Source organism: Nonomuraea sp. NPDC050227, assembly GCF_044459705.1.
In the GTDB taxonomy this organism is placed as follows: Bacteria; Actinomycetota; Actinomycetes; order Streptosporangiales; family Streptosporangiaceae; genus Nonomuraea.
In genome coordinates, this window is record NZ_JBITJF010000013.1 from 139,265 (window position 1) to 158,844 (window position 19,580).

General features: G+C 73.4%; 18 protein-coding genes. 8 read left to right on the top strand and 10 right to left on the bottom strand.

Annotation, left to right across the window (positions count from 1 at the left end):
• Positions 1-23: 23 nt before the first annotated feature.
• Positions 24-875, bottom strand: coding sequence for a DUF72 domain-containing protein (locus tag ACIBK9_RS40405; RefSeq protein WP_358293310.1), 852 nt, complete (start codon positions 873-875; stop codon positions 24-26).
• 78 nt (positions 876-953) lie between these two features.
• Between ACIBK9_RS40405 and ACIBK9_RS40410 the strand changes: the two genes are divergently transcribed.
• The gene (locus tag ACIBK9_RS40410; RefSeq protein ID WP_397164154.1) at positions 954-1,811 is read left to right on the top strand and encodes an NAD(+)/NADH kinase; all 858 of its coding nucleotides are present in this window, start codon (positions 954-956) and stop codon (positions 1,809-1,811) included.
• A gap of 6 nt (positions 1,812-1,817) precedes the next feature.
• Here the strand turns inward: ACIBK9_RS40410 and ACIBK9_RS40415 are convergent, their stop codons facing one another.
• Positions 1,818-3,107 carry a YibE/F family protein gene (locus ACIBK9_RS40415; protein ID WP_397164156.1) on the bottom strand — a complete coding sequence of 430 codons (1,290 nt, stop codon included), beginning with the start codon at positions 3,105-3,107 and terminating at the stop codon, positions 1,818-1,820.
• Between the two features lie 70 nt (positions 3,108-3,177).
• On the opposite strand from ACIBK9_RS40415, the gene ACIBK9_RS40420 reads away from it, so the two are divergent.
• Both ACIBK9_RS40420 and ACIBK9_RS40425 read left to right on the top strand, forming a co-directional pair.
• Positions 3,178-3,891, top strand: coding sequence for a DUF72 domain-containing protein (locus ACIBK9_RS40420; protein WP_352354077.1), 714 nt, complete (start codon positions 3,178-3,180; stop codon positions 3,889-3,891).
• Positions 3,891-4,859 carry a magnesium transporter CorA family protein gene (locus ACIBK9_RS40425; RefSeq protein WP_397164157.1) on the top strand — a complete coding sequence of 323 codons (969 nt, stop codon included), beginning with the start codon at positions 3,891-3,893 and terminating at the stop codon, positions 4,857-4,859. Before ACIBK9_RS40420 ends, ACIBK9_RS40425 begins: the two co-directional genes overlap by 1 nt.
• Positions 4,860-4,875: 16 nt before the next feature.
• Here the strand turns inward: ACIBK9_RS40425 and thrS are convergent, their stop codons facing one another.
• The gene (gene thrS, locus ACIBK9_RS40430) at positions 4,876-6,051 is read right to left on the bottom strand and encodes a threonine--tRNA ligase (RefSeq protein ID WP_358293304.1); all 1,176 of its coding nucleotides are present in this window, start codon (positions 6,049-6,051) and stop codon (positions 4,876-4,878) included.
• 196 nt (positions 6,052-6,247) lie between these two features.
• Between thrS and ACIBK9_RS40435 the strand changes: the two genes are divergently transcribed.
• Entirely contained in the window at positions 6,248-7,222 is a 975-nt protein-coding gene (locus ACIBK9_RS40435; protein ID WP_387669976.1) for a response regulator transcription factor, read from the top strand.
• Here the strand turns inward: ACIBK9_RS40435 and ACIBK9_RS40440 are convergent.
• Complete coding sequence (locus ACIBK9_RS40440; protein ID WP_358293301.1) at positions 7,176-7,676, bottom strand: ATP-binding protein; 501 nt, start codon at positions 7,674-7,676, stop codon at positions 7,176-7,178. The two genes, ACIBK9_RS40435 and ACIBK9_RS40440, sit on opposite strands and share 47 nt — an antisense overlap.
• Before the next feature lie 206 nt (positions 7,677-7,882).
• On the opposite strand from ACIBK9_RS40440, the gene ACIBK9_RS40445 reads away from it, so the two are divergent.
• The 3 genes from ACIBK9_RS40445 (at position 7,883) to ACIBK9_RS40455 (ending at position 9,801) form a co-directional block, all read left to right on the top strand.
• Positions 7,883-8,350, top strand: coding sequence for an adenylyltransferase/cytidyltransferase family protein (locus tag ACIBK9_RS40445; protein WP_352354085.1), 468 nt, complete (start codon positions 7,883-7,885; stop codon positions 8,348-8,350).
• 82 nt (positions 8,351-8,432) lie between these two features.
• On the top strand, positions 8,433-9,017 hold the full coding sequence (locus tag ACIBK9_RS40450; RefSeq protein WP_358293300.1) for a hypothetical protein: 585 nt from the start codon (positions 8,433-8,435) through the stop codon (positions 9,015-9,017).
• A 40-nt stretch (positions 9,018-9,057) separates the two neighbouring features.
• Complete coding sequence (locus ACIBK9_RS40455) at positions 9,058-9,801, top strand: DUF427 domain-containing protein (RefSeq protein ID WP_387669971.1); 744 nt, start codon at positions 9,058-9,060, stop codon at positions 9,799-9,801.
• A gap of 45 nt (positions 9,802-9,846) precedes the next feature.
• Here ACIBK9_RS40455 and ACIBK9_RS40460 read toward each other — a convergent pair whose 3' ends face one another.
• The 6 genes from ACIBK9_RS40460 to ACIBK9_RS40485 all read right to left on the bottom strand — a co-directional run bounded on the left by ACIBK9_RS40460 (position 9,847) and on the right by ACIBK9_RS40485 (position 17,596).
• On the bottom strand, positions 9,847-10,446 hold the full coding sequence (locus ACIBK9_RS40460; protein ID WP_397164159.1) for a TIGR03086 family metal-binding protein: 600 nt from the start codon (positions 10,444-10,446) through the stop codon (positions 9,847-9,849).
• A 146-nt stretch (positions 10,447-10,592) separates the two neighbouring features.
• On the bottom strand, positions 10,593-11,855 hold the full coding sequence (locus ACIBK9_RS40465; RefSeq protein WP_397164161.1) for a M20/M25/M40 family metallo-hydrolase: 1,263 nt from the start codon (positions 11,853-11,855) through the stop codon (positions 10,593-10,595).
• Positions 11,852-13,723, bottom strand: a complete 1,872-nt coding sequence (locus ACIBK9_RS40470) for a prolyl oligopeptidase family serine peptidase (protein WP_397164162.1) — start codon at positions 13,721-13,723, stop codon at positions 11,852-11,854. The genes ACIBK9_RS40465 and ACIBK9_RS40470 overlap by 4 nt, the downstream gene beginning before the upstream one ends.
• Positions 13,724-13,729: 6 nt before the next feature.
• Positions 13,730-14,764, bottom strand: a complete 1,035-nt coding sequence (locus ACIBK9_RS40475; protein WP_397164163.1) for a C39 family peptidase — start codon at positions 14,762-14,764, stop codon at positions 13,730-13,732.
• 118 nt (positions 14,765-14,882) lie between these two features.
• Positions 14,883-15,995 carry a DUF5925 domain-containing protein gene (locus ACIBK9_RS40480; protein ID WP_358293268.1) on the bottom strand — a complete coding sequence of 371 codons (1,113 nt, stop codon included), beginning with the start codon at positions 15,993-15,995 and terminating at the stop codon, positions 14,883-14,885.
• Positions 15,996-16,051: 56 nt separating this feature from the next.
• Positions 16,052-17,596, bottom strand: coding sequence for a serine/threonine-protein kinase (locus ACIBK9_RS40485; protein WP_397164165.1), 1,545 nt, complete (start codon positions 17,594-17,596; stop codon positions 16,052-16,054).
• Positions 17,597-17,691: 95 nt separating this feature from the next.
• Here ACIBK9_RS40485 and ACIBK9_RS40490 point away from each other — a divergent pair, with 95 nt between their 5' ends.
• A complete protein-coding gene (locus ACIBK9_RS40490; protein ID WP_397164167.1) occupies positions 17,692-19,557 on the top strand; it encodes a potassium transporter TrkA in 1,866 nt (621 codons plus the stop codon).
• Positions 19,558-19,580 lie beyond the last annotated feature (23 nt).

Consider the following 19,580-nt stretch of genomic DNA (forward strand, 5'->3'; position numbering starts at 1 on the left):
CCGCCCGCGCCGCTGCCGGGCGGTCAGAACAGCGTGGGGGGCTCGGCGGGCATCGGCTCGGGCAGCGGGCGCAGCTCCGGCACCCGGGCGCGCACCTCGTCGTGGAAGCGGCGGGCGAGCATCGGCGCGTCGGCGTTGTCGGGCGTGTGGACGAACACGGTGGGGGAGCGGCCCTCGCGCAGCCATCCGGCGACCGTGTCCACCCACTCCCGCCAGCCCTCGACCGTGGCCTCGACGGAGTCGCGGCCCAGGTAGCGGACGATCGGATGGCCGGTGAGCGCGCGGGTGCGGCGCGGCACGCGCGGCTTCTTCGTCCACGCGTCGCGTTCGGCGTCGCTGGTCGGCGGGGTGCGGAACAGCGTCACCGTGTCGAACGGCACCCATTCGGCGCCGGCGGCGGCCAGCACCCGTTCGAGCTGCCCGGCCTGGCGGGCGTCGTCGAAGAAGGCGCGGTGGCGGACCTCCACGGCGTAGCGGTGGGAGCGGGGCAGGCGGTGCAGGAAGGCCGCCAGCGTGCCGAGGTCGGCGGGGCCGAAACCGGGCGGTAACTGCACCCACAGGGCGTGCGCGCGCGGCCCGAGCGGCTCGATGGCGTCGAGGAAGGCGTGCAGCTCCTGCTCGGCGCCGGTCAGCCGGTGGTGGTGGGTGATGGCCTTGGGCAGCTTGACCACGAAGCGGAAGTCGGGGTCGAGCTGCCGGGCCCACGACTCCACCGTGGCGCGGGCGGGGGTGGCGTAGAACGTGGTGTTGCCCTCGACCGCGTCGCACCAGGTGGCGTAGGCGCGCAGGCGCTCGCCCGGCGGGAGCGGATGGGGCAGGAAACGTCCGTTCCACGGTGTGTGCGTCCACATCGCGCATCCCACATGAAGCCGCATGCCTCCGACGTTAGCGGAGCCGCCGGGTGCCCGGGGCCGCCGCGGATGTCCGGGTACGCGACCGTTTAGGCTGGTCGTATGGGCATGGTCGGGACGGTCGGGCTGGTGCTGCATCCCCAGCGCGACTCCAAGAAGGCGATCGACACGATCCTGCGCTGGGCCGCGGACAAGGGGGCCACCGTCCTCGGGCTGCCCGAGGAGGTCGGGCGCATCGACTGCAGCGCGGTGCCGGTCGACGCGGTCGCCCTGGTCGAGCGGGCCGACCTGCTGGTGGGGCTCGGCGGCGACGGCACAATGTTGCGGACCATGCGGCTGCTGGCCGGCCGGCCCACGCCCATCCTGGGGGTGAACCTGGGCAAGCTCGGCTTCCTGGCCGAGATCGACGTGGACGAGCTGGCCGGCACGCTGTCGGCCATCGACCGCCACGAGTACACGATCGAGCCGCGGATGGCGATCAGGAGCGTGGTCGCGGGGGTCGCGGTGACCGCGTTCAACGACATCGCGCTGGTCCGCATCCCCGGCGAGGGGCTGGCCGGGGTGTCGGTCACCCCGTCGGGCAGCCCGTTCGTGAGCCTGTCCGCGGACGCCGTGATCGTGGCCACCTCCACCGGCTCCACCGCCTACAGCTTCTCGGCCGGCGGGCCGATCGTCTCGCCCCGCGTGGAGGCCGTCCTCGTGGTGCCCGCCGCCGCCCACTCCTCCTTCAACCGGGCCCTGGTGCTGCCCGCCGACGAGGAGGTGACGCTGGAGGTGCTGCCCACGAGCGGCAGGCTCGCCGTCGAGGTGGACGGACGGGTGGTCGGCCACCTGTGCCCCGGCGACACCGTCACGGTCACGGCCTGGCCGGGGGCGGCGAAGGTGGTCCGCGTCGGCACCACCTTCTACGAGCGCGCCCGCCGCAAACTGGGGGTGGACGGCAGCGCCGGGGTCGGCTGACCCCGCTCAGCGACGGTGCCGGGCGGGCCTGGTGAGCGGCCCGCCGGCCCGCACGGGCCTGGTGGACGGCTCGTCCTCCGGCATCTCCGCGGGCCGCGCGCCGCGGGCGGCGACCAGGGCCGACAGCGCGGTCGTGATCGGCACGGCGGCGATCAGCCCGAGCGTGCCCACGACGCTGCGGACGATCTCCTGGGTCACGACCGGCGTGGTCAGCACGTCGCCGAGCGGCTGCGCGCCGATGCTGAACAGCAGCAGCAGCGGCAGCGACGCTCCCGCGTACGCCAGGATGATCGTGTTGATCACCGAGGCGATGTGGGCCCGTCCGACGCGTCCCGCGGCCCGGTACAGGCGGGCGAAGCCGTAGGAGGGGTTGGCCGCGGCCAGCTCGCCCACCGTCACCGCCTGGGTGACGGTGACGTCGTCGAGCACGCCGAGCGCCCCGATGATGATGCTGGCCAGCAGCAGCCCCTCGGTGTCGATGGACAGGCTCATGCCCAGCGTCAGGGCGGTGTCGTCGGTGACGCCGTTGAGCCGGGCCAGGCCGAGCGCCCCGTACGACAGCAGCCCGGTGAGCGCGAGGCTGGCCAGCGTGCCCAGCACGGCCATCGACGTGGTCAGCGAGAAGCCGTGGGTGAGGTAGAGCACCGTCAGCATGATCGCGGCCGAGCCGACGACGGCGACCAGCATCGGCGGCTCGCCCGCCAGGACGGCCGGGATGACGAACGTCAGCAGCAGCCCGAACGTGACCGCCAGCCCCACCAGCGCCGTCACCCCGCGCCACCGCCCGAACGCGATGACCGCCAGCGCGAACGCGCCGCCCAGCAGCCACAACGTCGTCGACCGGTCGTGGTCGGAGAGCTGGTAGTCGCCGTCGGCGGCGCGCAGCAGCAGCACGTCGTCGCCCGCCGTGAACCGCTGGGCCCCCGGGCCGCCTGGCAGCCGCAGCGTGACGTCGCGGCCGGTGTCGGGCCCCGAGCCGACCCGCACGGTGGCGTTGCCGCAGGTGGCCGGGTCGGGCACCGGCATGCCCTCCTGGACGGCCGGGCAGCGCCTGAGCGCGACCGAGGCGATCGTGCCCTCGACCCGCTCGACCGCCGGCCCCTCCCGCCCGTCCTGGCCGTCCGGCGCCGCCTGCCCCGCGGGCCAGAGCCACACCAGGCAGGCCAGCGTGGCCAGGGCCAGCGGCACCAGCACGGCCAGGCTCGCCACGACCGCGCCGCGCGACGGCGGCGCGGCGGCCACGCCGTGGGAGTGGCCGTGACCGTGGGAATGGCCGTGGAAATGATCGGCGCCCATCGCGTGAAAGATCCTCCTAGGCTTCCGGGACTGCGACAGTAACGCACCCGGCGCGGGGTAGGAGCCGGGTGTGGCGACGCTGGTGGGCACCTCCGGATGGCAGTACAAGGACTGGCGCGGCGTGCTGTACCCCGAGGGGGTCCCCCAGCGGTTGTGGCTGGAGACGTACGCGGCCGAGTTCCCCACGGTCGAGAGCAACAACGCCTTCTACCGCCTGCCGTCGCCGGAGACGTTCGCCGCCTGGCGGGAGCGCACGCCCGACGGGTTCGTGATGGCGGTCAAGGCCAGCCGCTACCTCACCCACATCAAGCGGCTGACCGGGCCCGAGGAGCCGGTCGCCCGGCTGATGGCGGCCGCCGGGGCGCTCAAGGAGAAGCTGGGCCCGGTCCTGCTGCAACTGCCGCCCACGCTGCGCGCCGACCCCGCCCTGCTGGACCGCTGCCTGGGCTGCTTCCCCGGCGGCGTGCGGGTGGCGGTGGAGCCGCGGCACGACTCCTGGTGGACCGGCGAGGTGCGCGAGGTGCTGCTCGCGCGGGGCGCCGCGCTGTGCTGGGCCGACCGGCTCGGCCGGCCGCTGACGCCGCTGTGGCGCACCGCCGACTGGGGGTACGTGCGCCTGCACGAGGGCCTGGCCGCCCCCCGGCCCTCCTACGGCGCGGCGGCGCTGAAGAGCTGGGCGAGGAGGGTGGAGCAGGCCGGATGGCGGGACGTCCACGTCTACTTCAACAACGATCCGGGGGGAGCGGCCGTGCGCGATGCCCGGCGATTTGCCAGACTCGCCTGATGCGCACGCGTCTGTACAGGAACGGCGTCCTCGAAAAGGAGGGCTTCCCCGTCGAGGAGGTCTCCGAGCACGTCGGCGACCCGGAGGCCGCCGTCTGGTTCGATCTGTGCTCGCCCACCCCCGAGCAGCTCAACCAGGTCGGCGAGGAGCTCGGCCTGCACGAACTGGCCGTCGAGGACGTCCTCAGCGACCACCAGCGCCCCAAGGTGGACGTCTACGACAACCACCTGTTCATCACCGTGTACGGCATCCACCTCGACGAGGGCCGCCTCGTCCCCGTCGAGGTGAACGCCTTCGTCACCCCCAACGCCCTGGTGACCGTGCGGGAGAACGCCTGCTTCGACATCGACGAGGTGGTCAGGCGCTGGGACGCGACCTCCCGCCTGGCCGGGCACGGCGTCGCCTTCCTGCTGCACGGCCTGCTCGACTACGTCGTGGACAGCCAGTTCGACCTGGTCCAGGACCTCGACGCGCGGGCCGAGGCCATGGAGGAGTCGCTGTTCGACGACGCGCCCCGCGACGGCAGGCAGCTCCAGCGCGCCATGTACCTGCTGCGCAAGGACACCGCCAGGCTGCGCAAGATCTCCATGCCGATGCGGGAGGTGCTCGGCACGCTGCTCCGCCGCGACCAGGAGATCGTCGCCGACCCGGTGATGGCCCCCTACTACGAGGACGTCTACGACCACGTCCAGCGGGTCGCCGAGTGGGTGGAGGCGATCCGCGACATGCTCGCCAACGTCCGCGAGACCCGCCTGGCCCAGCAGGGCTTCCGCCTCAACGAGATCATGAAGCGGGTGACGAGCTGGGCCGCCATCATCGCGGTGCCCACCGCCATCACCGGCTTCTACGGCCAGAACGTGCCCTACCCCGGCTCCGGGGACATCTCGGGCTTCTGGGCGTCGTCGGTGCTGGTGGCGGTGGCGTCCGTGGTGCTGTACGCGGTCTTCAAGAAGAAGGACTGGCTCTGAACGCCGGTGACGGACGTCAGAAGCGCGGCCGGCACTCCGCGGCCAGCCTCTCGACCGGCACCGGGCCCGCCTGGCCGCCGTCCCGCAGCCGGACGGACGGCACGCCGTCCGAGACCTCCCGCGGCCCCACCACGAGCTGGTACGGCACCAGCCGGTGCGCCCTGATCCTGGCCCCGAGGCTGCCCCGGTCCGCGGGCGCCAGCTCGGCCCGCAGCCCGGCGGCCACCGCCCGCCGCAGCAGGTCCTCGGCCGCCGGGAGCTCGGCGTCCGACAGCGGCAGCACGACCGCCTGCACGGGCGCCAGCCACGCCGGGAACGCGCCGCCGTGCACCTCGATCAGATGCGCGACCAGGCGCTCGATCCCGCCGACCACGCTGCGGTGCACCATGACGGGACGCCGCCCGCCCGCGTACGACAGGTCGAAGCGCTCGGGCTGGTACAGGTCCACCTGGACGGTCGACAGGGTGCTCTCGCGGCCCGCCGGGTCGGCGATCTGGATGTCGATCTTCGGGCCGTAGAAGGCGCCCTCGCCGCGTTCCTCGTCGTAGGCGCGGCCGCGTTCCTGCAGCACCTCGCGCAGCACGGCCTCCGAGCGCGCCCACATCGCGGGGTCGTCCACGAACTTGCCGCCCTCGCCGCGCAGCGAGAGCCGGTAGCGGGCGGCCTCGATGCCGAGCTGGGCGTGCGCGGCCTCGATCAGGTCGAGCGCGGCCGACACCTCGGCCGCCGCCTGCTCCGGCGCGCAGAACACGTGGCCGTCGTTGAGCTGGATGGCCCGCACCCTGGTCAGGCCGCCGAGCACGCCCGACAGCTCCGAGCGGTACATGCCGCCGAGCTCGGCCACGCGCAGCGGCAGCTCCCGGTGGCTGCGCCCGCGCGAGCGGTAGATCAGCGCGTGGTGCGGGCACAGGCTGGGCCGCAGCACGAACTCCTCACCGCCCACGTTCATGGGCGGGAACATGTCCTCGGCGTAGTGCGCCCAGTGGCCCGACCGTTCGTACAGCTCCCGTTTGCCGAGCACGGGGGAGTTGACGTGCACGTAGCCGTGGCGGCGTTCGAGCTCGTGGACGTAGTCCTCCACTGCCTTGCGCACGGCGGCCCCGGCGGGCAGCCAGTAGGGCAGGCCGGAGCCGATCAGCGGGTCGGTGCCGAAGATCTCCAGCTCGCGGCCGAGCCTGCGGTGGTCGTTCATGATCGTCCTTTGCGGTGAAAGGGCGAACGACCAGCTCCCGGGCGCCCGCCCGGGATGCATGGAATCAGCGCGCCGGGACCGTGTCCGGCGTCGTCGTGACGAGAGCGCGCTGCATGCCTGCCACCGTAGCACCGCGGCGGCCGTGAAGAAAATCTTCAAGAGCAGGGCAAGGAATGGCAAATGATATAAAAGAGCCGTGGCTGAGATCACCTTGAGCGTCCGCCAGTTGCAGGCGTTCGCCGAGGTCGGCTACCAGGTCGCGGGCGGTGGCGGCGCGCACGCGGCGATGGCGGCGCTGCGCCAGGTGGTCCCGCTCGACGCCTACGAGTTCGTCGCCTACGACCCCGCCACCGGGCGGCACCACAGCGTCGTCTCCGACGGCCACCGCCGCATCGACCGCGACGCCGCCGAGGAGTACGCCGCGCTCGACGCCTGCCGCGAGGCCATCGCCGGGCGGCGGCCGGTGCCCATGCCGCAGCCGGGCACCGAACGGTACTTCCGCCGCCACCTGGCCCCCTACGGATGGCGGGCCGGGCTGACCGCGCCGCTGTTCCTCGCCGACGGCGGCCGCTACACCGGCCTGCTGCACCTGGCCGCCAAAGACGCCTTCCCGCTGCTGGCCGGCGCCCTGGTCGCCGCCGTGAGCCCGATGCTCGCGCACGTCACCGACCTGACCCGGTGCGTGATCGACCCCGCCGGGCTGCCGCCCGACTTCCGCGCGGTCGCCTTCGACCGGCTCGGCGAGCGCCGCGCGGTGCCCGGCCACGAGGTCTCCCGCGAGCTGTGGGACGACCCCGCCATGGCGGCCTTCGCGCGCGCGTTCATCGACTCGCGCGAGCTGAGCCGGCGCGGCCTGTGGCTCGACGGCGGCGGCCGCTGGCACGAGGTGCGGCTGCTGCGGGCCGGCGTCGGCTACCAGGGCTCGCTGCAGGGCGCGGTCGCCGCCGAACGGCCCTGCCCGCTGCCCTACGACCTGACCGGCCGCGAGGTCGATGTGCTCACCCGGGTCGCGGCCGGCGACTCCAACCCGCAGATCGCGGCCTGCCTGGTGCTGAGCGTCCGGACGGTGACCACCCATCTGGAGCACATCTTCGCCAAGCTGGGCTGCGACAGCCGGACCAGGCTCACCACGAAGGCGCTGGCCGAAGGGTTGTGCCGGCTCGACCTGTGACGCACGGCTCCTGCCCGGCGGGCACGCGGGCCTGCGTCAGCTCGAACCAGACGGTCGTCGAGCCCCCCTCGCGGACGAACCCCCACCGGTGGCTGAGCGCCTCGATCAGCGGCAGCCCCCGGCCGCTGGTGGCCTGCGGAGCGGTCCGGCACACGCACGGCGGGCCGTCCGCGCCGCCGTCGGCCACGCACACCCGGACCGTGGTGTCCGAGCTGAGCACCGACACCGTGAACGAGCCGCCGTCCCCGGACCTGGTGTGCAGGATCGCGTTCGTGGCCAGCTCGCTGGTGAGCAGCACCACGTCGTCATGGAAGGGATGATCGCGGCCGAGCGCGTCCGTCACGAGCCCCCTGGCCCGTGAGACCTGGGACGCGACCCCCGGAAGCCGGACCGCGAGGTCGCGGAAGCCGGGCGTCTCACCCCCGTCGGCATGGTCTGAGTCCCTCGGCGCCACGGCGACCTCCCCCGAATCAGGTGACGTCATGAGACGCGCGGGCAGGGGGCGAGAGATTATCGCGAAAAGGTAGGAATGCTCTTTCCAAGGTCGCCTGCACGACCTGCCGCGGCGACCGAGTACGCTGCGATCGACGAGTCGTCTAGGCCCGTGGGGGAGCAAAGCGTGCACAGCAGCCTACTCGCCCGGCCGTCGGAGGAGGTCGCGTGAGCAGCCTGGAGGCCGTCTGGGTGGAGCCGTACGACCGGCCCGGGGCGGCCGTCGTGACCGGTGTCTTCGACATCCTGCACGTCGGCCACGTGCGCTACCTGGGCGCCGTGGCCGCCCGCGGGCTGCCCCTGGTGGTCGGCGTGGAGGACGACCCGCGCGTGCGGGCGTGGAAGGGGCCCAGCCGGCCGTTCAACCCGGCGGCGGAGCGGGCCGAGGTGCTGGCCGCGCTGCGCTGCGTGGCAGGCGTCTTCGTGGTGGCCGGGCCGCCCGAGGCGCACGGCCCCGAGGACTACATCGACCTGCTCGCGCCGATGCGGCCCGGCGCGCTGGCCCACACGGCCGGCGATCCGCACGCGGGCGCGCGGGCCACGGCGGCGGCCATCCTGGGCGCGGAGTGCTGGGAGATGGCGGCCATCCCCGACCGCTCCACGACCCGCATCGTGAACGCCGCCGGCAAGGGCTGACCAGGCGGCCCCGGAGCGGCCCCGGAGCGGCCGGGGCGTCGCTGAAACGGGCAGCGGCCATGATCGCGTAATCTTTCATGCCATGATGGCCGACCTGGTGGCGAAGCGGGTGACGAACCTGCTGGCACCGCAAGTGCTGGTGATCGTCATGCCGCCCGCCGTGGGCCTGCTCGCCCAGGGATGGGCCGGCGCGGCCTGGGGGCTGGTGGCCTCGGCGTTCTGCGGCGGCGTGCCGGCGGCGGTGATCGCGCTCGGCGTGCGTTCGGGGCGGCTCGACTCCCACCACATCGTCGACCGGGCCCGCCGCACCGGTCCGCTGCTGGCCGCCGTGGCCGCCGTGCTGGTCGCGCTCGCGCTGCTGGTCGTGCTGGGCGCGCCGCGGCTGCTGGTGGCCACGGTGACCGCGATGCTGGTCGCCCTGGCGGTGACCGTGCCGATCACCACCCGCTGGAAGATCTCCTTCCACGCCGCGGTCTCGGCGGGCACGGTGGTGGTGCTGGCGCACGTGCTGCCCGCCGTGCCGGTGGCGATCGCCGGCGCGGCCGTCGTGGCGCTGGTGTGCTGGGCCAGGGTCCGCCTCGCCCATCACACATGGGCGCAGGTCGCGGCGGGCGCGGTCACCGGCACGCTCACCACGTGGGCGACGCTGGCGCTGTTCGGGGTCTGAATGCCGGAATAGCCCCGCCGCCACGCGGGTTGGCCGGGACATGGATGCCACGAACCGGGGCCGGGTCCGCGTCGAGCGGTCGGCCAAGCGCGTGCGGACCTACCTGGGCGGCCGGCCGATCGCCGACACGACCCGGGCCCTGCTGGTGTGGGAAGGCCCCTTCTACCCCACCTACTACTTCCCCCTCCAGGACGTCGATGAGGCGGCGCTCAAGCCGACCGGCGCGTCCAGGCACTCCCCGAGCAGGGGTGACGCCGCCGTCCACACGGTCACCTCGGGCGCCGCGCAGGCCCCGGAGGCGGCGCTGGTCTACGACGACTCGCCGCTGGAGGAGATCCGCGGGCACGTGCGCTTCGACTGGGACGCCATGGACGCCTGGTTCGAGGAGGACGAGGAGGTCTACGTGCACGCCCGCGACCCGTACACGCGGGTGGACATCCTGCCGAGCTCGCGGCACATCCGGGTGGAGGTGGACGGGGTCACCGTGGCCGACTCGCGCAACGCCCGCATCCTGTTCGAGACCGGCCTGCCGGCCCGCTACTACCTGCCGAAGACCGACGTACGGCTCGACCTGCTGGAGCACACCGACACCGCGACCCACTGCCCGTACAAGGGGACGGCGGAGTACTGGTCGGTCAACGGGAAGAAGGACCTGGCCTGGTCCTACCGCACGCCGCTGCCCGAGAGCGAGCGCGTGGCTGGGCTGATCGCCTTCTACAACGAGAAGCTGGACATCTTCGTCGACGGCGAGCGCGAGGAGCGTCCGCAGACCAAGTTCTCCTGACCGAGGGAGTGCGCCCCGCCGCTCAGGGCGAGGCGCGCGCGGGCCTCAGGCTGCCGGCGACCAGTGCGGGTCGCGGCCGAGGTAGCGCAGCAGGGCGGCGACCTCGTCGCCGGAGGCGTCGTCCGGGAGCGCCGGGGCGTAGGCGCCCCACGGGCGCAGCGGGTCGGCGATCTGCCGGGCGACCTCCAGCAGCGGCCCGGCCATCTCCGGCGTCAGCGGCGAGGGCTGACCGGTGGCCACGGCGATGTCCCAGGCGTGCACGGCGGCGTCGAGCGCGCACGCCGTCGAGCCCGCCCACGGCGACATCTTGTTCGGCGGCACCGGCGTGGGCACCTCGGCGGCGTCCCGGTCGACCGCGGCCCATGCCCTGGCCGAGCGGGTCAGCGCGTCCTCCAGCTCGGCCGCCGGGTCGGCGCCCGGCTCGGCGGGCGGGTCGAACGGGTTGAACGCCGGCCCGGCCTCGCCCGTGAGCGTGGCGGCGAAGCCGATCTGGTCGCCCACGGCGTGCTTGAAGACCTTGGTGACGCTCCACTCGGAGCACGGGGTCGGCAGGTCCCAGCCGTCGGCCGGGATGCCGCTGACGGCCTTGCGCAGCGCCTCGTGCGAGGCGTCCAGAACGTCCCAGCCGCTGATGATGTCGCCCATGTGGAGCTCCTTTCGAGATGACTCCATATTAGCAGAACGGAATGCTTTGTTCCACTAGTTTGCGGCAGCCTGTGCGAGACCGTCGATCAGCAGGTCCAGGGCCTGGTTCGGCCCGGCGGCCTGAGGGCGTCGCCGGGCCGGGACCGTCAGGTGAGCAGGCGGGTCAGCACGCGGGTGCCGAACTCCAGGCCCTCCACCGGCACCCGCTCGTCCTTGCCGTGGAACATGCCGAAGTAGTCCAGGTCGGGCCGGAGCATGAGCGGGGCGAAGCCGTACCCCTGGATGCCGATGGTGGCGAAGGACTTGGCGTCGGTGCCGCCGCTCATCACGTACGGGACCGGCCGCGCCCGCGGATCCTCGGCCACCAGCGCCCCCGCCAGCTCGTCGAAGAACGCCGACGGGTACGGCGCGGCGGGCGCCTCCTCCAGGTTCACGAACTCGCGGGTGATCTTCGGCCCGAGCAGCTCGTCGATCGTCGCGAGGAACTCCTCCTGCAGGCCCGGCAGGTACCGGCCGTCCACGTGCGCCGAGGCCGTCGAGGGCACCACGTTCACCTTGTAGCCGGCCGCCAGCATCGTCGGGTTCGCCGAGTTGCGGATCTGGCCGTGGAACAGCTCGCCGAGCGCGCCCAGCCGGCCGGCCTCGGCGTCCAGCCGGTCCAGGTCGATCGCCTGGCCGGTGATCTCCGACAGGCTCTCCAGGAGCGCGGCGACCGACGGCGTCAGGCGTACCGGCCACTGGTGCGCGGCGACCCGCGACAGGGCGTGGGCCAGCGTGGCGACGGGGTTGTCCACGGCGGGCCGCGAGCCGTGGCCCGCCACGCCGTGGGCGGTCACCTTCATCCAAGCGGTGCCGCGCTCGCCGACGGCGATCGGGTAGACGCGCCGCCCGCCGGCCTCGACGCTGAAGCCGCCCGACTCGCTGATGGCCTCGGTGACGCCGTCGAACAGGTGCCGGTGCTCGGTCACCGCGTACCGGGAGCCGTGGTCGCCGGTCGCCTCCTCGTCGGCCAGGAAGGCCAGCACCAGGTCCCGCTTGGGCCGCACGCCGCGCGCCGCCATGTCCAGCACGGCCGCGAGCGTCATCGCGCACGAGCCCTTCATGTCCACCGCGCCCCGGCCGTACACGCAGCCGTCGGTGATCTCGCCGGAGAACGGGTGCATCCGCCACTCGGCGGGGTCGGCCGGCACCACGTCCAGGTGGCCGTGGACGAGCAGCGCGTCGGAGGAGTCGCCGTCGATCCTGGCCACGACGGTCGTGCGCCGGGGTTCCGACTCGAACACCACCGGCTCTAGCCCCGCGTCGGCCAGCAGCGTGGCCACGTACTCGGCCGCCGGGCGCTCGCCTGAGCCCGGGTTGGTGGTGTCGAACCTGATCAGGTCCGAGCAGATCTCGGCGACGCTCTTCACGCTCTCCCCTTCAGCGTCAGCGGCGGCACGCCGGGCGTCTCCAGGTCGAAGATCAGCCCGTAGAAGGCCAGCTCGGCCTCCAGCACCGCCACGATGGTCTCTTCCCTGCGCCAGCCGTGCTGCTCGCCGGCGAAGGTGAGCAGAGCCCACTGTTTGCCGTGCTTGTCCAGTTCGGCGGTGAATCGCTCGGCCTGGCTCACGTCCACGATCGCGTCCTCCAGACCGTGCAACATGAGGCATGGGCCCGATGCCCGGGCCGCGTTCAGGAGCGGCGAGCGGTCGGTGTACCGCTGCCGCGTCTCGGGCAACGGGCCCACCAGGCCGTCGAGGTAGCGCGACTCGAAGTCGTGCGTCTCGGCCGCCCAGCTCTCCGGGTCGGTGATCGCGTAGTGCGCGACGCCGCCCGCGAACACGTCGCTGTGCACCAGCGCGGCCACCGTGGTCCAGCCGCCGGCGCTGCCGCCCCGGATCGCGATCCTGGCCGCGTCCGCCAGTCCGAGCTGCACCAGCCCGCGCGCCACCTTCGCGCAGTCCTGGACGTCCACCACGCCCCACTGGTGCCGCAGCCGCTCGCGGTAGGCCCGGCCGTAACCGGTGGAGCCGCCGTAGTTCACCACGGCCACGCCGATCCCTCTGCTGGTGAAGTAGGCGACCTCCAGGTCCAGCACGACCGGCGTGTTCCCGGTCGGGCCGCCGTGCACGAAGATCACGTACGGCGCCGGCCCGGCGACCCCCGCCGGCGGGTGGAGATGGGCGTGCACGCCCTCGATCGTCACCGCCTCCGGCGTGGGCAGCAGCGCCCGGTCCGGCAGCGGCTTGGGGGCCGAGACGACCTCGTGCCCGCCGGTGGCGAGGTCGACCAGCGTCACCTCCAGCGGCGTGTACGGCGTCGCCCCCACCGCCACCGCCTTGCCCCCGGCCGCCGACACCGTCGAGGCCCAGTACGTGTGCCCGTCACCGCCGATCTCCCGCAGGCCGCCCGTCGCCGGGTCCAGCACGCCCAGGCGGCGGTGGTCGGCGGTGCCGTACACGACGACCAGTTGCTCGCCCGCCGGGGCCAGGCAGGCCAGGCCCGGCTTCCAGGCCGCCGCGCCGAACTCCAGCTCCACGGGGGTGAGGTTGCGCGAGGGGGAGCCGTCGAGGTGCACGAGGTGCACGTTCCACCAGCCGGTCGGGTCGGTGACGGCGTACAGGGAGTCCTCGTCGCGCCACTCGGCCTGCGTCACCGACTCCTCGGGGCCGCCGGCCACGACCCGGTGGGGGCCCGCGACGCCGTCCGCGGACAGGTCGGCCACGCACAGCTCGGTGCCGTCCCAGGGCATGTCGGGGTGGTTCCAGCCGATCCAGGCGATCCGGGTGCCGCCGGGGGACAGACGCGGGTTCATCAGGAAATGGTGGGCGCGGACGACGACCCTGAGCGGGCCGCCGTCCAGGGGGACCGCGACCAGGTCACGCACGTCGTCGATCTCGCGGACCGCCCACACCTCGTCGCGGCCGGGCGGCAGGTAGAGGTCGCCGTACCGGGCCGGGCCCTCGGGCGTCAGGGCGACCGGCTCGGCGGCCGTCCCGGGGGCGGCGTCCAGGCGGTAGAGCCGCTGGTCGGCCCAATGGGTGAAGACCAGGCCGCCGCCCGGCAGCGGGCGCCAGGAGCGGCCGCCGTACTCGACCAGGCGGTTGCGGGCGTTCCAGCCCTGAGGCAGCGCGTCGGCGCGCGAGCCGTCGGGCAGGCGGCGCACCACGCAGCGCCTGCCGCCCTCGTGCGGGCGCGGCTCGTCCCACCACACCTCCACGCCCTCGGGCGTGGCGACGGCCTCCACCCACTGGGGGCCGCCGTCGGTACGCGCCACATCGATCGGTCGAATACTCATGAAAGATCACCAATTGCCGTTGGTACAGGGAGGCAGCGGGTGCCCGGGCGGATGGAGGACGTACACGATGCCGCCGCTGCCCGAGCTCCTCAGCCACACGTTCTCGAACGCTGCCCGCGGGTAGATCCGCCGAACCTCGCCGTCCGCGGGCGCGGCGGGGTCGTTGACGACGACGTCGCCCGCGGCGGTGAAGCCGGTGACGACGAGGATGTGGCCGTTCGTGGAGTAGCCGGAGCCGGGCAGCTCATGGGCCCGGAACGACAGCGAGGCGATCACCGGGATCCCCGCCAGGACGAACGCCTCCAGCTCGGCCGCCGACAGCAGCCTGGTCACGAAGCCGGTCAGCCCGTAACGCCCGGCGTAGGCCACGTTGAACGGCCAGTTCCCGGTGCCCTGGTAGCTGTCGTCGTAGGTGCCCATGGCCGCGTGGTCCACCGCCGGGGCGGGGTCGTCCGCGTCCACCCAGGCGAGCTCGCCGGGCTCGGGGCCGCGGCCCCAGAAGGCCAGCACCATCGCCACCGAGGCGGGGCTGCACCAGTTCGCGCCGCCGCCGTCCCAGCGCGGGTGGTGCCCGGCGTGCGCGTACTGGGAGTGGCCGGGCACGTCCAGCTCGACGTGCCCGGCCACCCCTGGCGTGCTCACCGTGACCGGACGCTGCGGCAGGGCCGAGGCCAGCACGCCGAGAGAGGTCATCCGCGCGCCCTCGCCGCGCGCGGTGACCCTCAGCTGGAACGCCACGACCGGCCGCCTGGCCACGAACGTGTCCACGGCCACGTCGCCGTCCTCGTCGCCCTGGCCGGGCACCGAGGTGCGCGGCCCGTGCTCGGACCACCGGCCCATGACGTACCACTTGGTCAGCGTGCCCGCCCCGGTCCTGGCCCGCAGCTCCACCTCGACCCCGCCGCCGGGCGGGGTGCGCGCGGTCCACGAGGGCACGAGCTGGGTGGCCGCGAAGCCGACCCGGTGTTCCTCGCTGGTCCACGTGCCTCCGGGCACGGTGAGACGGGTGAAGGCGACGCGCGCCAGATCGACGGTGAGCACCAGCCATATTGTGGTTTCACACCCGGTGTCGCACATCGGTTGGTTTACGTACCAGCCCGGACGTGCCCCCGGCGCGCGGGACGCCGGGGACGCGCGTGGCGCCCCCGGCGGAGCCGGATCAGAGGTAGAGACCGGTGGACTCGTCCGTGCCCGCCGGGGCGATGGCGCGGCCGGCGCGCAGGGCGTACAGCTCGGCGAGCGTCGCCCCCGAGGCGCCCACGCCCTGCGACGACCCCAGCCAGGCGACGGCCTCGTCCCTGGTCAGCGGGCCCACCTCGATCTGCGCCAGGCACCGGCCCGGACGGATCACGGCCGGGTGCAGGCGGGTCAGGTCTTCGTTCGTGGTGATGGCCACCAGCACGTCGCGGCCCTGGCCGAGCAGGCCGTCGGTGAGGTTGAGCAGCCGCGACAGCCCCTGCCCCGCCTGGGCCTTGGCGCCCGAGCTGATCAGCTCGTCGCAGTCCTCCAGCACCAGCAGCCGCCACCGCTGCGTGTCGTCGTCGGTGTCGTAGCCGACCGCCACCTCCATCAGGTAGCCCGGGTCGTTGAACAGCCGCTCGGGGTCGAGCACGCAGTCGACCTGGCACCAGTCGTGCCACTGCTTGGCCAGCGTGCGCAGCAGCGTGGTCTTGCCGGTGCCCGGCTGGCCGTGCAGCAGGATCAGCCGGCCGTTGACGTCGGCGGGCGTGGTCGCCATCAGGCGGCCGAGCGCCGGGCGCACCTGCGCCGAGTAGTTCGTGCCGATCTCGTCCCATGGCTGGGCGGTGATCGGCTTCTCCGACCGGTTGCCGCCGTGGGAGCCGCGCCACCAGAAGCCCATCTCGACGTGGTCGGCGTCGGGCATCGGCTCCTCGGCGCCGTCGATGCTCTCCTTCAGCACCGAGGCGGCCAGCTCCTCGCTCACCGCCGTCACGCTCACCGTGGCGGTGCGGTTGCGGTGCCGCACGACCCGCAGCGTCCAGCCCTCGCCGCAGATGAGCCGCGACTCCGAACCGTCCTCCACCTGCGCGGTGCGCAGCATCCGGCCCTCGGCCGGCTGCAACCGGGCGTCCGGACGTACGCGCTCCAGATTGGCCAGCTTGGACCAGGGCTGGACGCCGGTCGCGAACGGCGACAACGCCAGGGCGTCGATGACGTCGATCGCTGAGTCGGCGTCGTCGATCCAGATGTTCATCGGCAGCTCGGACGAGGAGTCCGCGCTGGGGAACGGCACCTCCCTGATCACAGACATAGGTAAAGGATCTCCTTCGTGGGCTCGGATGTCGAAGGGTTATACGGGTGGTTCGGTCACTTTTTGCCGAGATCGCCGGTCTGGGTGACCATGCCCAGGCCGGGCACGTCCCGCCAGGTGTAGGTGAGAGTGTCGCCTTCAAGCTCCAGCCAGACAGTACCCGGGATGCAGCCGCCCGTGGACGTCCCGAGGGAGAAAGTCAGCCGGTCCGGGCGCACCTCGGTCAGGGTGATCGTGGCGGCGCAGTCGACCTGGGAGTCCTTCTCCGTCCAGGCCGCCCGCGACTGGCCGGCCTTCAGTTCCACCGTGTTCTCGGCGCCGTCGGGGTCGAGCGGGTTGGTGGTGTCGGTGTGGCCGGACCAGGTGCCGGCGAAGGCCGCCGGGATCTTCGGATCGCCGGTGCCGCCGGGGGTCGCGGTGGCCGGCGCCGTGGCCGTCCCGGAGGTCGCGGCGGGTGTGGCGGGGCCGGTGGCCGTGGCCGGCGGGGTGGAGAGGGCGGCGGCGGCCGTGGACGGCGGCGGGGTGGACAGGGTGGCGGTCGAGCCGGGCGTGCGGGTGGTCAGCAGGACCACGCCGCCGGCCACGGCCAGGGCCAGCAGGGCCGCTCCGGCGCCGACGAGGGCGCGGCGTCCCCGATTTCGGGCCGCGCGGCTCTCGCGCGTGTCGGCCGCCCCCGGATCGCCCCGCAGAGCCCCCGCTCCCGGCCCCGCTCCTGCTCCCGATCCTGCTCCCGATCCCGGTCCTGCTCCCGATCCCGTGGCCGGGGTGGGGGAGACCAGGGTCATCAGGAGGGCGGCGGCCGTCGGGCGGTGGGCGGGGTCCTTGGCCAGGGCGCCGGCGACCGGCCCGCGCAGCCGGGGCGGCAGCGCCGACAGGTCGGGCTCGGCGTGCAGCACCCGGTGCAGCACCGCCGGCACGGTGTCCGCCCCGAACGGGCTGACCCCCGTGGCCGCGTAGACCATCGTCGCCCCCCACGCGAACACGTCGGAGGCCCCGGAGGCGGGCGAGCCCGCGATCTGCTCCGGCGACAGATACGCGGGCGTGCCGACCAGCCCCGAGGTGTGCGTCGCCGCCCCCTCGGCCCTGGCGATGCCGAAGTCCACCACCCGCGGCCCGTCCGGCCCGAGCAGCACGTTGGACGGCTTGAAGTCCCGGTGGACGACCCCGGCCGCGTGGATGGCCGCCAGCGCGGTGGCCGTGCCGACCGCCAGGCGTTCCAGCTCCCCGCCGCGCAGCGGGCCGCGCCCGGCGGTGTTCCCGGCGGTGTTCCCGGCGGTGTTCCCGGCGGTGTTCCCGGCCACCCGGTCGGCCAGCGAGGGCCCGTCCACGAACTCGCTCACCACGTACGGCCGCGAGCCCCGCGTCGAGACGCTGAGCACGCGGGCCGTGCAGAAGGAGGCGATCGACTCCAGCGCGTCGAGCTCGCGCGCCAGCCTGGCCCGGGTCTCCTGGTCGCCGGCGTTGAGCAGCTTGACCGCGACCGGCTCCCCGGAGGCGGAGTGGGCCAGGTAGACCACGCCCTGCCCGCCCTCGCCCAGACGCCCGGCCAGGCGGAAATCGCCCAGGAACGCCGGATCGTCCGGTGTGAGGGGGATCACCATGGCGGCTACGTTACCGGTCGCCATGCGGAAGCCAAGATCGCCCGGTACCTTGTGACGTCGGTTTAAATCACTCCTTACACGGAGGTATCGGGGAAGTGTCGAGGATCACGGTCCGCGAACGGGCGCGGTACTGGTTCGACAACACCATGTCCAGGGGGACGGCCTCGCTCATCGGCTGGCTCGCGGTGGTGTCGGTCGCGCTCATCCTCGTGGTGGCCGCGCTCACGCTCTGGCTCGCGCCCGACGAGCCCGACGGCGTCAGCGGCCCCGGGCAGGTGCTGTGGGTGGCCCTCATGCACGCCCTCACCCCCAGCAAGGTCGCCAGCGACAAGGGCTCGTTCGGCTACATGACCGTCATGTTCGCCGGGTCGCTGGGCGGCATCTTCATCGTCAGCATGCTCGTCGGCCTGCTGTCCAACGGCCTCAAGCAGAAGGTGGACCGCCTGCGCAGAGGCCGCTCGCGCATCGTCGAGTCCGGCCACACCGTGGTGCTCGGCTGGTCCGACCAGATCTTCACGATCGTCACCGAGCTCGTCAAGGCGCACGCCAGCCAGAAGAACTCGGTCATCGCCGTCCTGGCCGACCGCGACAAGCTCGCCATGGAGGAGGACATCCGCGAGCACGTCGGCGACCTCGGCAGGACCCGCCTGGTCTGCCGCACCGGACGTCCCACCGAGCCGCGCGACCTCGGCCTGATGAACCTCACCGCCGCCAGGTCCGTCGTCGTGCTCTCGCCCGAGGGCGAGGACCCCGACGCGCACGTCATCAAGATCCTGCTCGCCCTGGCCAAACGGGACGGCTCCCACCCGCCCGTGGTCGCCGCCCTGGCCTCCGCCCGCAACCTCGCCGCCGCCCGGCTGGCCGGCGGCGCGGACGTGCACCTCGTCGACTCCGACGACACCGCCTCCCGGCTGATCGTGCAGTCCTCCCGCCAGTCCGGCATGTCCGTCGTCTGCATGGACCTGCTCAACTTCGACGGCGGCGAGATCTACCTGCGCGCCGACGAGGAACTGGTCGGCGCCACCTACAGCAAGGCCCTGCACGCCTACGAGACCGCCGCCGTCATCGGCTTACGCGGCCCGGCCGGCGTCGTGCTCAACCCGCCCATGGACACCGTCATCACGGCCAAGGACCAGGTCGTCGTCATCGCCCACGACGACTCCCACATCACCCTCGCCACCGGCGAGCCCCCGATCGACGAACAGGCCGTCACCACCGCCGCCGCCCCGCAGCCCGAGCCCGAACGCACCCTCCTGCTCAACTGGAACGGCCGCGCCGAGCAGATCGTGCGCTACCTGGACGGCTACGTCTCCACGGGCTCGGTCCTGGACATCGCCGCCGACCACCCCAAGGCCGGCACCGGCCTGACCGGGCTGCGCACCCTCACCGTCAACGTCAAGGACTGCGACACCACCGACCGGTACGCGCTGGAATCCCTCGGCGTCGGCCTCTACCAGCACGTCATCGTCCTGTCCGACGACCGCTTCGACCCCCACCACGCCGACACCCGCACGCTCATGACCCTGCTCCAGCTCCGCGACATGCAGAGCACGCTCGGCGAGCACTACTCGATCGTCAGCGAGATGCACGACGAGGGCAACCGGGCGCTGGCCGAGGTCACCGAGGCCGACGACATCGTCATCAGCGACACCGTCATCGGCCTGCTGCTGGCCCAGCTCGCCGAGAACCGGCACCTCGCCGACGTGTTCGGCTACCTGTTCGACTCGCACGGCTCGGAGATCTACCCCCGGCCCGCCGCCTCCTACGTCCGGACCGGCACCGAGGTCACCTTCGCCACCATCGTCGAGGCGGCCCGGCGCAGGGGCGAGACCGCGATCGGCTACCGCGACAACGTCTCCAGGAACGTCCCGCCGCACTACGGCATCGTGCTGAACCCCGCCAAGAGCGACACCGTCGTCCTCGGCCGGCAGGACTCGGTGATCGTCCTGGCCGAACGCTGACCCCCGGCCCGGCCCAGGCCGGT